This window comes from Paenibacillus sp. LK1 (assembly GCF_002750415.1).
Classification (GTDB): domain Bacteria; phylum Bacillota; class Bacilli; order Paenibacillales; family Paenibacillaceae; genus Paenibacillus; species Paenibacillus taichungensis.
In genome coordinates this window covers 1-13184 of the sequence record NZ_PEII01000024.1, presented here as the reverse complement: position 1 = coordinate 13184, position 13184 = coordinate 1, and the positions used below count along the sequence as shown (strand labels likewise).

Here is a 13184-nt window from a genome sequence, read left to right as displayed (position 1 = left end):
AGGTAATCTCACCTCATCTAGTTCTCTTCGTCTGTAGGTTCATTGTCCGTCTTATGCTCTTCCTCCATACTCTCCGGTTGCTGTTGGGAAGCAGGTAGCTCGATAATGACGGTCGTTCCCTTGTTCATGACGCTTTTGATATCCATCATGCCCTTATGTGATTGAATAATGCGCTGGCTGACCATCAGGCCTAGCCCTGTTCCCGATTCCTTGCTTGTAAAGAATGGTTCCCCCAGCTTAGGCATCAATTCTTCTGGAATTCCAGTGCCTTCATCCTTAATTTCAATCCGAACCCGACTATTCTCTTCGTCATGATTGAGTTTAATTCGAATATTACCTCCGTCTGGCATGGCCTCCATGCCGTTCTTCAGCAAGTTAATGAAGACCTGCTTCAACTGGTTCTCTTCACAGTGTACCATAGCTGAATCGGATGAAGCATTCAATACAAATTCAACACCATGCAGATGCGCCTGACTGTCCAGTAATGATATAACATCTCCCAGAATGAAGCGAATATCCCGTTCTTGAAAATGAACCGCCTGTGGTTTGGCCAGTATCAGAAACTCACCCACAATAAGATTAATTCGATCCAACTCGGACAGCATCAAGTCCAAGTGCCGGTGGTTAAGCTTGTTCGTCTCTTGTTGGAGCTGAAGAAAACCACGTAGGGTCGTAAGCGGATTACGTATCTCATGCGCAACCCCTGCTGCCAGCTGACCAACCGTCGTCAGTTTCTCGGAACGTCTGAGCAGTTCCTCCATACGGTTACGGCTGGTAATATCTCTTGATACGCTGATTAGTGCTGTGATCTCGCCTGCTTCATCCCGGACTGGTGCTGTACTCACGCTGACTTCGACACGGCTACCATCCTTCTTCATCCATGTCGTTTCATTGGACGTAATTGACATACCCTCAATCAACTGGGCATGCTGCTCTTCCATCTCCTCTTCAGTACCAGGAGGGATAATTTTCAACTTACGGCCTTCTACTTCACGACTGCGCCAGCCGTACAACTGCTCAAAGGCACGGTTTACCCGCAGAACATTTCCATCCAGATCCGTAATATGAATCGCATCTGCGGTTTGGTTAATGATCGATTCCAAATGCTCTTTTACCGCACGATTTTCTTCATACATCTGTTTCAGACGATTCGTATAATGGCCCAAATTACGAATCATGGCATTAATGCGATTCGCTAATTGGCCCAGTTCGTCTTTCCTTCTCACTTTTAGACGGAAATCAAAATGGCCATCTGCCACATCATTCACTTTGCCCAGAATAGATTGAATTGGACGTGTAATGTAACCTGCGAGCAAATAGCTGCCAAAGATCACAATCTCCAGCAACACAAGTGAAATGGAGGCATGGCTAACCAGTTGTTCCGATACCATGGAGGATATTTGCTTATAGTCCATGACAATACTAATCACATAAGATGATTCATTGGGGGTGAATATCGGAATGAAACTTTTGAGCACCTTCTGTTCATGAGTTTCACTGACAAAGGATACATTCTGCCCAGTACGAATGGCCCGTACGACTGCCTTGTGATCCTCTTCTGCGGCACCATATTGATAGGTACCGAAACGAATTGGCCTGTTATTCAACTTGTTGTGGTTCGTATCCCTTCCGTCATTGCTCATGCTCGAGCTACCGAAGGTCAATGGATTGATGCCTGTAATCTCCAGAATTGAAGGATTCACTTCACGAATCTTATTCAAAATCTCGTCTGGACCAGAGATCTTCACATAGTCGTCAACAGCGGCATTATTATAGAAGGGATTGATTATGTAATTCCTCTTCCCATCATGATAGTAACCCCAGATATCAACATCTGACGGATTGGATGTAGAATATTCGAATCCATCCGACCAAAAATGGTCTAATTTCTGTCCCTGTGAAATCGTAACCTGATGGTTTTCGAATAGCTGTTTAAATGCCTGATACCAGTACGTCATGGATTTGGTAGATAATCCAATCTCCTTTGGATCGGAAGATCGGGTAACCACAATATCATCAGCCGTTTGCTCCATCAATGAAATGTGGGAAACACCGACTTTTTCGCTCATGCGAACCAGGTCTTCATTTGTGATATTATTAATATTCGGGTCTAGTTCTTCCGCTGCCATTACTGAGGCCAGCCATAGATTGTTCCCAATTTGTCGTTTTACATATTCTGAACTGGACTGACTCTGTTCGACAGCGATTGCAATCTGTTTGGCAGTAAGCACCATCTTGGTTTCGCTGTCCTGCCTTAGATTCTCTTCTGTAGTATAATAACTCAGTGCTATATTTAAAACTAAAATGACGAGCACTGAGCACGACATAATCATGGATAATTTCGTTTTAATAGACAACTTTTTCGTTCACCTCTCGGCTTGTACCCTCTGGCGATATATGGCAAAACCTATATCCATCATAACTGTTGTATGTCTATTTGAAAAGGATAATTGACCCTTGTCCAAAAGTTACCGCTTGGCTGAAAAACGCGAAATCAATTGTATTTTGTCATTTCCATGCCTACAATGGGAATAACCACTAAAAATTATACACAAATCCACAGGCATGTGGATAGTATGTTCATAACTATGTGAGCAACTCGTTGGTTATCCACAGACTTATACACAACATGTTAACAAACGAATGTTTGTTCGCCGCACAAAATGCTCTTTGGAAGGAGTTTTACATTTTAATGAAGGATGACGTTCTCCAATCTGATCTTACACATCTCTCGGAGGAGGCTCAGCATGAGCACTGGATGCGTGAAGCCATCGCTGAAGCGTACAAAGCAGAAGCACTCGGGGAAGTACCGATCGGAGCTGTAATTGTTCAACATAATCGCATTATCGGTCGTGGATATAACTTGCGTGAGACGACACTTGATTCCACAGCACATGCGGAGATGGTAGCCATCCGGCAGGCCAGTGAAGCCATCGGTGCATGGCGACTGCTGGATTGCAGTCTGTACGTCACACTGGAGCCATGCCCCATGTGTGCAGGTGCCATTGTGCAATCCAGGGTGCCTCGAGTGATATATGGTACCGCAGACCCCAAGGCCGGATGCGCAGGAACGCTGATGAATCTGCTGCAGGAACCTCGTTTTAATCATCGAACTGAAGTAGTAGCTGACATCTTGCAACCAGAGTGTTCCACCATGCTGACTCAATTTTTCCGGCGTTTACGCAAAAAATAGAATCTTACATCCATCTGGAAAGGAAGTGCATTCCATGCCGCTTACACTATACGACACACCAAAGGGAATAAGTCTCCGTTTACTTACTCCACAAGATACAGAGGCGTATCTTGCTCTTATTCAAATCACACGTCTACCCTACCAAGCTGTAGAGCCTATCCGGGATGATGAGTTCTATACGCTGCATGCACAAACCAGACGCATTCAGGACAGAATGCAGGCGGCTGAGGAAGGAACAGGTTATCAATTCGGAATTTTTACAATCGACGATGGTATTCTGATCGGTCAGGTTAGCTTGAACAATGTCGTTCAGGGCGTTGCCAATTATGCAGACATGGGATACTTCATCCATCCAGATTACCAAGGCGGAGGACGAATGACCGCAGCCGTGAAACTCGCTGTATCCTATGCTTTCCGTGCTCTGAAGTTAAATCGTGTTCAAGCGGCCATTCTATTATCCAATACGGGTTCAAAACGTGTTTTGGAGAAGAATGGCTTTCAAGCTGAGGGCATTGCTCGTAAATATCTCAAAATTAACGGAGAGTATCAGGATCATCAGATCTATGCTGTGCTGGCCGAGGACTTGGGTGAATCTTTACAGTAATTGAACAAACATGGAACAACATACAAAGAGCCGCTCGACCCTAAGGTCGAGCGGCTCTTTGCTTTAACTAATGGATCTAAGAACTTAGTATCCGTAAGATGCGTTCATTAGTTCTTCAAACTGATCCATTGTAATGACGTCTTCGCCAGTAGGAATATTGATTTTGAATGCTGGCTTCTCGTTAATTTTGGTGTACGTGTTCGAACCCGTGAAAGCAAGTTTAACTTCATCCTTGGTATCAGGTTGTTTAATCAACAGATCAGCAACCAATTTTTGATATACCGGGAAATCTTTTTTGTCCAAAGCAAAATCAATGTGGAACTGGTTAATGGTCAGTGTATCTTTCAACTGATCCAGATCTTTAGCCATTTCAGCTTGATCTGCTTCAGTAATTTTCAGATCCTCTTTAGCTTTGTTAATATCTTCCTGACTCATTTGCAACATGTCACGATACTCTTCTTTAGAAATGATATCCAATACTTTTGGCAATGCTTTGGTGACCAGAACAGTAACAGCTTCCTTCACATTGTCATTGTTGACTGAAAATTGAACGACTTGCTTGGCATCCAAACCTTCTGGAAGCTGCGCATCCTTCACGTCCAGGTTTTTAAAGAATTTATCCTGATCGTACTCGCTCAGGACCGCATCCATAACTTCATTGCTCAGCTTTTGTGTTTTCGCTGCATCCATAGCATTTGGATTCCATTCCGTTCCTTCTTGCTCAGCCAGTTCTTTCAGATCCAGCTCCAGGAATTTACCAACAACCGTTTCCGGAATCGGGAAGAACGGAATACTTGGTACCTTAACATATAACTTCTCAGCGGTCATAACCATTGGAATGGTAAATGTCATACCCATATCGCCTTTAAGCTCAATACCTACCGTCATTTCGGTCTGCATTGGCTCGCTTTGGTATACGCCAGTTACATTCAACTGAGCATCCTTCAGCATACTCATAAACTGAGACATCGTTGGATCCTGTTGTGACTCGTCTGCAGCTTTATAGCTCAATTCATTAATAGTGAAGTTAGAACTCATCTCATACGAAGTCAATTTGGAAGCATTGGCTGCCGCCGTCTTCAATGCCTCTTTTGGCTCTTGCTTGCTACTACATGCTGTCAGTGCCATGGATACGGTTAACAGCAACGTAAGAAGAAGCGCCCCCATACGTTTAGTCATTTGTTTCTCTCCTCTCGTGATAACCCCAAAAAAAATAATTCAATATCAATGATATACCATTTATTCTGAAACGGAAACACGATTTGGGAAATTTGTGAGCTTTACTCTCTAAATTGGCTACAAAGACCTATGTAAGCTTTAGATATCAATGATGTCCTCCTCTAAATCATGTATGAACGCGCAAAAACCCCGGTTTGTTAACCGGAGTTATAGGTTATAGTTATGCATTGATATGTGCTATAGAAAGGAATGAATGTTCCTTTACCTTAGCCTTGGGGATTGTGATGATCTACATGATTCTGGTTTTTCACTTTTTTGGAGCCTGACAACGGTTCCTGCATGGAAGAATGCTTTTCAGGTTTTCGGTGCTGCACATTAGCCTGAGCTTCGGGCACAGGTGTTGTTTTGGGTTTACTCATGTTGTTCCCCCCTCTTCATTGGATTAGGAATGGGATGGGTCCATATCTTCCGTTTTGTCATAATTCATGGAATCCTGATGCCGACGGTCATTCGAGTCCTGTTGAATTTGTTGGGCATGGTGACTATTCACAGGTGTCTGATCCAGATCTGCGACTACATTTTGCAGGTTTTTATCTGTTCCAGCTTTGGCTTTGCTCACGTATTACCACTCCTTTGACGTCTGCCTAATGTCTGGTTTTGGGTTGCAACGACTGGGCACATTCATGAATATGACGCGTGTAATCCTGAGCCAATTCCTGAATGGGTTCTGTACGCTCATCCGTCGTCCTTCCATCGCGCTCCACATCAATTAGCTGCACACTGACTTCACGAGAATCCACATAGGCACACTTGAAATCAAAAGAGTACATCTGGTGTCCCGCTGTTGCGATGTGAATTCGAATAGCCTGTTGATCAGCCTCGTCAGCCATAACCTGAGCGCGATCTCCGACATTTAGGACCTCAGGCAATCTTTCCTGCCAAGCACCTACAAGCTCCGTCTGATCTATGTTTAATTCGCGGTTCATCTAACCACCTCCACTCTTATATAAAGTGCGGCGATTCGGATGTTTTTATGCATCACACAGATATTGAAACATACTGATTTCTTGTCGTAAAAATTCTTTATACATACAGCATGTAAGCGGCTGCGCTAAATGTATAAATAAATGCAAAAAAGGACCTGAGCTTATCGCTCAAATCCTTATCATAATTGTAGTATGGCGGAGAGGGTGGGATTCGAACCCACGTGGAGTTGCCCCCTAACGGTTTTCAAGACCGCCCCGTTATGACCGCTTCGGTACCTCTCCAGGACATTAACTTTTATAAACTTGCCACGAAATAGATCATACCATAATTGTATAGCAGAAAGCAACCTTTTTATAAGATTTATTATTTGATGCATCAAAAAGGAAAATTCCACCTACTAAGTAACCGTAACCAGCGCTACCTAACGATTGATATGATTGTTCAGAATCGGTTCCGCCCTGCTCTGTATAATCGAATTTAGACTTTTTCATTATGGGGTGGTTGATTGTTATAGGTGTGTATCGTAAAAATGACCCTTTGAACACGTTGCCTGAGGAACAATCGTATGCGGCAACAGCTGCACACCTTGGACTTGTTAAAGGCTATGCTGATGGAACATTTCGTGCCGATCGCCAGGTCACCCGGGAAGAGTTGGCAAACATGGTTTATCGGGCAATTCAGTATGCAGGAGGAGATTCTGTCGCTAATAGATCAGCTGTGAAATCCTATCCGGACCAAGACTCTATCTCTCCTTGGGCCACAGCCCAAGTCCAGGCCCTGACATCACTCAATTTGCTTCAAGATACATTCGGGACATCCTTTGAGCCGAAAAAAGCAGCAACCACAGACGAATCACTTATGATCTTGGTGCGCACCCTGCGCTCCATTGGGTATGTGAACTAATATTACGCTTTCGCTTAGGCGATAATCATAGCTAACGTATCGTCTTCTTAAACAATAAACTACAAAAAACCGTCGCCCTGTGAAAATGGAACATTCTAAACTTCCATTTGTCAGGAGACGGTTTTTTATTTCATTCATTTAGTTGAACATCCTAGGAACGACGAGCAATTACGCTGACTCCGCCCATATAAGAACGCAGTGCTTCAGGAATAACTACTGTTCCATCTTCTTGTTGGTAGTTCTCCAGAATAGCAGCTACAGTACGCCCCACTGCCAGTCCTGAACCATTTAAAGTATGGACAAATTCCGGTTTCGCTTTTGGCTCTCTGCGGAAACGGATATTGGCTCGACGTGCTTGGAAGTCTTCACAGTTGGAGCAAGACGAGATTTCACGATACGTATTGCTTTCCGGTAACCAAACCTCAATGTCATATGTTTTGGCAGACGTAAAGCCCATATCTGCTGTACACAACGTCAGAACACGGTAAGGCAGCCCCAATAATTGAAGCACACGTTCCGCATTTAGAGTCATGTTCTCCAATTCCTCATAAGAGGTCTCAGGAGAAGACAGTTTCAACAACTCAACTTTATTGAACTGATGCTGACGAATCAAGCCACGTGTATCCCGTCCAGCAGAACCTGCTTCAGATCGGAAACACGAACTGTATGCTACAAAGTGTTTAGGCAACTGGTCAGCATTCAAAATCTCTTCGCGATGATAGTTCGTTACCGGAACTTCAGCAGTAGGGATCAAATAATACTCGGTATCTTTCAGCTTAAACAGGTCTTCCTCGAATTTCGGCAGTTGGCCAGTTCCAAACAAGCTGTCACGGTTAACGATGTATGGAGGCAGAATCTCTTCATACCCATGCTGATCGCTGTGCAGATCCATCATGAAGTTGATCAAAGCACGTTCCAAACGTGCACCCAATCCTTTATAAAAGGTAAAACGGGAGCCTGTTACTTTGGCAGCAGCTTCAAAATCAAGAATGTCGAGATCCTGAGCAATTTCCCAGTGTGCTTTTGGTGTAAATGAAAAGGACTTAGGCTCTTCCCAACGACGAATCTCCACATTATCATCTTCGGACGCACCAACAGGTACACTCTCGTTAGGGATGTTTGGAATCGCCATAGTCAGATCGTTGATTTTCACTTCCAACTCACGCACTTCTTCATCCATTGCTTTGATTCGATCGGAGACTTCGCGCATCTCAAGGATCAACTCATCCGCATTTTCGCCACTCTTTTTAAGCTTGGCAACTTCTCCGGATACCGTATTCCGGCGACTTTTCAGGTTTTCACTCTCTTGCAGCAACTCACGACGCTTGGCATCCATGTCCGTAAACCCGGCGATTAGATCCAGTGATTTGCCACGTTTCGTCAATGCTTCTTCAACACGTGCATACTCATTCCGCAATATTTTCACATCAAGCACTAAATACCCCTCCTAAATAACACCACAAAGTAGAAACCTTCCTCATTAACTCCTGCCAAAACTTTGCAGCCTTATAACTTCATCATTTCTTAATGGTAAAAAACAACCTATGGCCTCCGGTGCTGCCCTACGCTGCGATTCCCGCTTTGAAAGCAGATACGGGCAACATCAGGCATCTGACCAGACAGCACCTTGCCAGCAAGCCTTGTGAGCCTCTGGAGGACTGATCCGGTTCACCGGCAGTCATAGGTTGTATATCAATCACTATTGGTTCTGTACAGGCTGTTTATACGACCTAGCCATGTCCACAAAGTAAGCATGCAGTCGATAATCATCTGTCAGCTCAGGGTGATAGGAGCAAGCCAGCAGATGCCCCTGGCGGGCAGTAACAATCTCATCCTTGTAAGTGGAGAGAACTTCTACCTCTTCCCCCACACTCTCAATTAGAGGTGCCCGTATAAACACAGCTCTTACCGTCTCCTCAATGCCTTTTACCGGGAGATCCGTTTCGAAGCTTTCCCTCTGCCGTCCAAATGCATTTCTCGAAACGGTCATATCCATTAGCTCCAGATGAGCTTCCTCTTGTCCTTCAATATGTTTGGCCATAACAATCAAACCAGCACAGGTGCCGAACACCGGTTTACCCTCAGCAGCGAATGCCCGAATGGCCTCCATGAAACCATATTTGCGCATCAGTTTGCCAATCGTGGTACTCTCACCGCCAGGAAGAATCAACCCATCCAGCTCCTCGAGTTGCTGAACCTGTTTGATTGCCAATCCTTCTGCTCCGGCACGTTCAACACTACGAATATGTTCGGTGACTGCCCCTTGAAGTGCTAAAACGCCGATCTTCATTTAAAATCCACCTTTCTCTTACCAGCCGCTATCCTGCATGGGCTCGGAAGGTGCAAGTTTGGAATTGGTACCGATCATAGAAGCACCTTCGCCAATCCGGCGAACGCTTCACCCAAGTCCTTGGCGCCATAATGTCCGATCCGCGCTTTGGTCCCTCTTTTAAAGCGTGCTATTCCCGTTTCCATACCCCAACCCTACCATTATGGATGTATCGTTCTTGTCCATGAAAAGGATGTGGAATATGCAGTGTCAGTTAGAAGAACAATAGACTTTTCAACTGAATTATACGTAGAATTCTAACTTGATATTTTACCGGAAAAATTGTAAATATACAATCCATCCAGTCGGAATTAATTGTATTTTGTCAATGGTCTAACGACACTATATTGAAAATGTCATATTATCCCGTCTTCCTTCACCATGTCTATTAGAACAGGTTTTTGATGCCATCAAACAGATCAACGAAGAAATCTTTCACTGCACGGAAGAAGAGACGGAACCAACCCCCTTTTTCCGCTTCTTCTGCGGTGATGAGGTTAACTGTCTTCTCTTGAGGTTCAATTCCCTCTGCTTTGTACGTATAAGTAACCGTACCAACCTTGGTTCCGGCCTTAATTGGAGCAACCAGCTTATCAGCTTCAGTTACATTCGCTTTAAATGTCACGTCCAGGTTTTGAGTACCTTTAGGTACAACGAAACTTACTGCATTATCTGTCACAACAGGTACAGTTGTTTCCTTCCCTTTTTTCAAAGGTACAGCTTCCCAGCCTGTGACTTTAGTTTTGGCAGCAACCGCCTGTTTCACTTCAAAATTGTTGAATCCGAAGTCCAATACTTTCTTCGTTTCTCTGAAACGCGCTGGCTCCGAATCGGTACCCATAACCACACTGATCAGACGCATGCCATTACGCTCAGCCGTACCGGTAAAATTATTCCCGGCGTTCGTGGTATGGCCCGTTTTCATCCCGTCCAGACCCTCATAGGCATAGCTTTTGAAGTTGGTTATATTTTTATTCGCTTCCAGCATCCAGTTATAGTTAATAATTGGATCTTTGTCGTTGGGGCGGAATTTATAGGATTGAATTGTTGTAAAATCTTTGTAGTCCGGGTGATCCATGATGATATATCTGCACAAAATGGCTGCATCCCGTGCCGACATGACGATTTCCTTATCTTCAGTTGGGCGGAAATCCGCAGGCATATCTGCACGATCCAGTCCTGTGGAGTTGATGAAGTAGCTATCTTTCATTCCCATACGCTTCGCTTCATCATTCATCATTTTCACAAAAGCTTGCTCGGAGCCTGCAACATATTCAGCCAGAGCAACCGTGGCATCATTGGCTGAGCCTACAGCCATAGCAATGTACAGCTCCTTAACTGTATGTTGGTCACCTTTTGCAAGGAAAATGCGGGAACCTGTACTCTTGGCTGCATTTTCACCTACAGTTACAATATCATCCCAACTAAACTTTCCTTGCTTAACCTGTTCAGCCACAATGTACTCTGTCATCATTTTAGTCATACTAGCAGGCGGCATAGCTTTATCCGCATTAACATTGAGTAGAATTTGACCCGTTGAAGCCTCCATCAGTACGGCTGATTTAACATCGAGTCCCAGGGAGTCTGCCGAAGGAATGTCCACGGCTTTTTCGGTCTTCGTTGTTGTAGCTGCCGCGGTCAAGACCTGCCCTGAATCGTTTGCAGCAGCCATAACAGGCATTACCGCAGACATGCAGAGCATATTAATCAGCATAACCGAGGCTACGCTTTTTTTGAGCATTTGACGTTTTTTCTTATTCATTTGTTTGGCTTTCAATGATGAATACTCCCTTCGGTCCGAAGCTTTCTATTGTTTGCTTCAGTACAGCTTGAGCTGCAATATTTTCTTAGTCCCTAACAGGTGAAGATGATGTGTGAGATGTGTGTTGTATATGCGCTGTATCGAAAGAGCAATGTCATTGCTCCTAAAGTTCGAATCGATTGTCACTTAGTTAGCATTAAATGAAATGCTTATGTAAAAGGACGTCCGCGCTTCTTTTTCGCTGGGCAACCTTCAACCTTTTTTATCACTTAAAATTCATTGTCGGAAACAGTTTCATAGACTCACGTCAAAAAACCGCCGCAACGCCCTAATCCATTAAAGGATCATCACCGCTTGTTCTATTCTATCACAGGGGTATCCGCAAAAAAAGACAGGCCCGGCGAAAATCGCCAAGCCTGTCCTGGAAATAATTAACACAATTCAGATTACAACGAGTAGTTAGGAGCTTCTTTCGTAATCTGTACATCATGCGGATGGCTTTCACGAAGCCCCGCGCCTGTAATACGAATAAACTGAGTGTTGTTACGAAGCTGCTCCAAACTGCTTGTACCACAGTATCCCATACCTGAGCGTAGACCACCAATCAACTGATGAATCGTATCAGACAAAGGACCTTTGTAAGCAACACGTCCCTCAATTCCTTCCGGAACCAGTTTCTTGTCATCATCCTGGAAGTAACGATCTTTACTTCCTTGTTTCATCGCAGCCATTGAACCCATACCGCGGTAAACTTTGTAGCTACGTCCTTGGAAGATTTCCGTTTCTCCCGGGCTTTCTGCCGTACCTGCAAACAAGCTTCCCAGCATGACTGCATGAGCACCTGCAGCAAGAGCCTTAGTAATCTCACCAGAGTACTTGATACCACCGTCAGCAATGATTGGTACGCCATATTCACGTGCTACATTTGCACAATCGTATACTGCTGTAACTTGAGGAACACCAATACCAGCAATTACACGAGTTGTACAGATGGAACCTGGTCCAATTCCCACTTTGACAACGGACGCCCCAGCTTCGATCAATTCACGGGTCGCATCGCCAGTAGCAACGTTACCTGCAACAATGGTCAGGTTCGGGAAACGCTCGCGCAGCTGACGAACCGCATCAATGATGTTAATGTGATGTCCGTGTGCCGAGTCTACCGTAATCAGATCCACACCAGCTTGAACCAATGCATCAGCACGTTCAAAGGTGTCTTTGGAAATCCCGATCGCTGCTCCAACCAGCAAACGTCCTTGTGCATCTTTAGCTGCGTTAGGGAATTGGATTGCTTTTTCGATATCTTTAATAGTAATGAGACCTTTCAGTGTGTTGGACTCATCTACTAATGGAAGTTTCTCAATTTTATGCTTCTGGAGAATGCCTTCTGCTTCTTGCAGTGTAGTACCTACAGGCGCAGTAACCAAATTCTCACGAGTCATAACTTCGCTAATTTTAATGGAGAAGTCGTGGATGAAACGCAAGTCACGGTTTGTCAGAATACCAACAAGCTTTTGATCTCCTTCAACAATCGGTACACCGGAAATGCGATATTTCGCCATAACCGACTCTGCATCAGAAACCAGATGTTCCGCTGTAAGTGAGAACGGGTTGGTAATAACACCACTCTCCGAGCGCTTAACCCGATCTACTTCCTCCGCTTGCTGCTCAACAGACATATTTTTATGGATGATACCAATACCGCCTTCACGGGCAATGGCAATAGCCAATGTCGCTTCAGTAACAGTATCCATACCAGCACTAATCAAAGGAATATTCAGTTTTACGCTGTCACTCAAACGAACAGATACGTCCACTTCTTTAGGCAGTGTCTCGGATTTCCGTGGCACCAGCAGTACATCGTCGAAGGTGAAACCTTCCTTACCAAATTTATCTTCCCACACGCGGGCGTTCCTCCTTATGTTTGCTCAGCTTTACGGTCCAAAACCCGAAGATCTCAGGCTGTATTTAATGCCGAAAATATGTTTTCTGAAAAATTTATTATTGCCATCTTAGCAAAGCGTTATTTAGACTGTCAAGGGAAACTCCCTGGTTATATTAGGTGTATTGCCTGATGCATACAACTGTATTTGTCATACGGACAGGTTCATTTTATTTATATAAAACGCCACTCATATCAAGTGGCGCTTATCTATGTTAAATCATTTAGTGCAATGTCTCTAAACTAATAGCTAATCCTGCATTTTTGCTTATAAACAAATAAAAA

General features: G+C 44.3%; 12 protein-coding genes and 1 tRNA gene. 3 read left to right on the top strand and 10 right to left on the bottom strand.

Annotated features, from left to right (window positions below):
• Positions 1 to 17: 17 nt before the first annotated feature.
• Complete coding sequence (locus CS562_RS31215; RefSeq protein ID WP_076292204.1) at positions 18 to 2357, bottom strand: PAS domain S-box protein; 2340 nt, start codon at positions 2355 to 2357, stop codon at positions 18 to 20.
• A gap of 335 nt (positions 2358 to 2692) precedes the next feature.
• Between CS562_RS31215 and tadA the strand changes: the two genes are divergently transcribed.
• Together tadA and CS562_RS31205 are read left to right on the top strand one after the other, a co-directional pair.
• Positions 2693 to 3193, top strand: a complete 501-nt coding sequence (gene tadA / locus CS562_RS31210; protein WP_076292205.1) for a tRNA adenosine(34) deaminase TadA — start codon at positions 2693 to 2695, stop codon at positions 3191 to 3193.
• 34 nt (positions 3194 to 3227) lie between these two features.
• A complete protein-coding gene (locus CS562_RS31205; RefSeq protein WP_076292206.1) occupies positions 3228 to 3797 on the top strand; it encodes a GNAT family N-acetyltransferase in 570 nt (189 codons plus the stop codon).
• Positions 3798 to 3881: 84 nt separating this feature from the next.
• On the opposite strand, the gene CS562_RS31200 is transcribed toward CS562_RS31205, so the two are convergent.
• From CS562_RS31200 to CS562_RS31185, 5 genes are all read right to left on the bottom strand, one after another.
• Positions 3882 to 4976 carry a hypothetical protein gene (locus CS562_RS31200; protein ID WP_099859273.1) on the bottom strand — a complete coding sequence of 365 codons (1095 nt, stop codon included), beginning with the start codon at positions 4974 to 4976 and terminating at the stop codon, positions 3882 to 3884.
• A 266-nt stretch (positions 4977 to 5242) separates the two neighbouring features.
• On the bottom strand, positions 5243 to 5395 hold the full coding sequence (locus CS562_RS31195) for a small acid-soluble spore protein P (protein ID WP_063567623.1): 153 nt from the start codon (positions 5393 to 5395) through the stop codon (positions 5243 to 5245).
• Positions 5396 to 5418: 23 nt separating this feature from the next.
• Positions 5419 to 5595 carry a hypothetical protein gene (locus CS562_RS33155; protein ID WP_180287252.1) on the bottom strand — a complete coding sequence of 59 codons (177 nt, stop codon included), beginning with the start codon at positions 5593 to 5595 and terminating at the stop codon, positions 5419 to 5421.
• A 25-nt stretch (positions 5596 to 5620) separates the two neighbouring features.
• Positions 5621 to 5962: a hypothetical protein gene (locus tag CS562_RS31190; RefSeq protein WP_064641367.1), complete on the bottom strand. Its 342-nt coding sequence runs from the start codon at positions 5960 to 5962 to the stop codon at positions 5621 to 5623.
• A 193-nt stretch (positions 5963 to 6155) separates the two neighbouring features.
• Positions 6156 to 6244 (bottom strand) — tRNA-Ser (locus CS562_RS31185).
• 211 nt (positions 6245 to 6455) lie between these two features.
• Here CS562_RS31185 and CS562_RS31180 point away from each other — a divergent pair.
• Complete coding sequence (locus tag CS562_RS31180; protein ID WP_099859272.1) at positions 6456 to 6866, top strand: S-layer homology domain-containing protein; 411 nt, start codon at positions 6456 to 6458, stop codon at positions 6864 to 6866.
• Positions 6867 to 7017: 151 nt separating this feature from the next.
• Here the strand turns inward: CS562_RS31180 and serS are convergent, their stop codons facing one another.
• From serS to guaB, 4 genes are all read right to left on the bottom strand, one after another.
• Complete coding sequence (gene serS / locus CS562_RS31175; RefSeq protein ID WP_076292209.1) at positions 7018 to 8301, bottom strand: serine--tRNA ligase; 1284 nt, start codon at positions 8299 to 8301, stop codon at positions 7018 to 7020.
• A gap of 264 nt (positions 8302 to 8565) precedes the next feature.
• Entirely contained in the window at positions 8566 to 9156 is a 591-nt protein-coding gene (pdxT, locus tag CS562_RS31170) for a pyridoxal 5'-phosphate synthase glutaminase subunit PdxT (protein ID WP_099859271.1), read from the bottom strand.
• A gap of 427 nt (positions 9157 to 9583) precedes the next feature.
• Complete coding sequence (locus CS562_RS31165) at positions 9584 to 10972, bottom strand: D-alanyl-D-alanine carboxypeptidase family protein (protein ID WP_099859270.1); 1389 nt, start codon at positions 10970 to 10972, stop codon at positions 9584 to 9586.
• A 431-nt stretch (positions 10973 to 11403) separates the two neighbouring features.
• On the bottom strand, positions 11404 to 12861 hold the full coding sequence (gene guaB / locus CS562_RS31160; RefSeq protein ID WP_024628817.1) for an IMP dehydrogenase: 1458 nt from the start codon (positions 12859 to 12861) through the stop codon (positions 11404 to 11406).
• Between the last annotated feature and the right edge of the window lie 323 nt (positions 12862 to 13184).

Coding starts and splice junctions, on each gene's coding strand:
- tadA (WP_076292205.1), top strand. CDS start 2,693: ATGAAGGATGACGTTCTCCAATCTGATCTTACACATCTCTCGGAGGAG.
- CS562_RS31190 (WP_064641367.1), bottom strand. CDS start 5,962: ATGAACCGCGAATTAAACATAGATCAGACGGAGCTTGTAGGTGCTTGG.
- CS562_RS31195 (WP_063567623.1), bottom strand. CDS start 5,395: ATGAGTAAACCCAAAACAACACCTGTGCCCGAAGCTCAGGCTAATGTG.
- pdxT (WP_099859271.1), bottom strand. CDS start 9,156: ATGAAGATCGGCGTTTTAGCACTTCAAGGGGCAGTCACCGAACATATT.
- CS562_RS31205 (WP_076292206.1), top strand. CDS start 3,228: ATGCCGCTTACACTATACGACACACCAAAGGGAATAAGTCTCCGTTTA.
- CS562_RS31200 (WP_099859273.1), bottom strand. CDS start 4,976: ATGACTAAACGTATGGGGGCGCTTCTTCTTACGTTGCTGTTAACCGTA.
- CS562_RS31180 (WP_099859272.1), top strand. CDS start 6,456: ATGGGGTGGTTGATTGTTATAGGTGTGTATCGTAAAAATGACCCTTTG.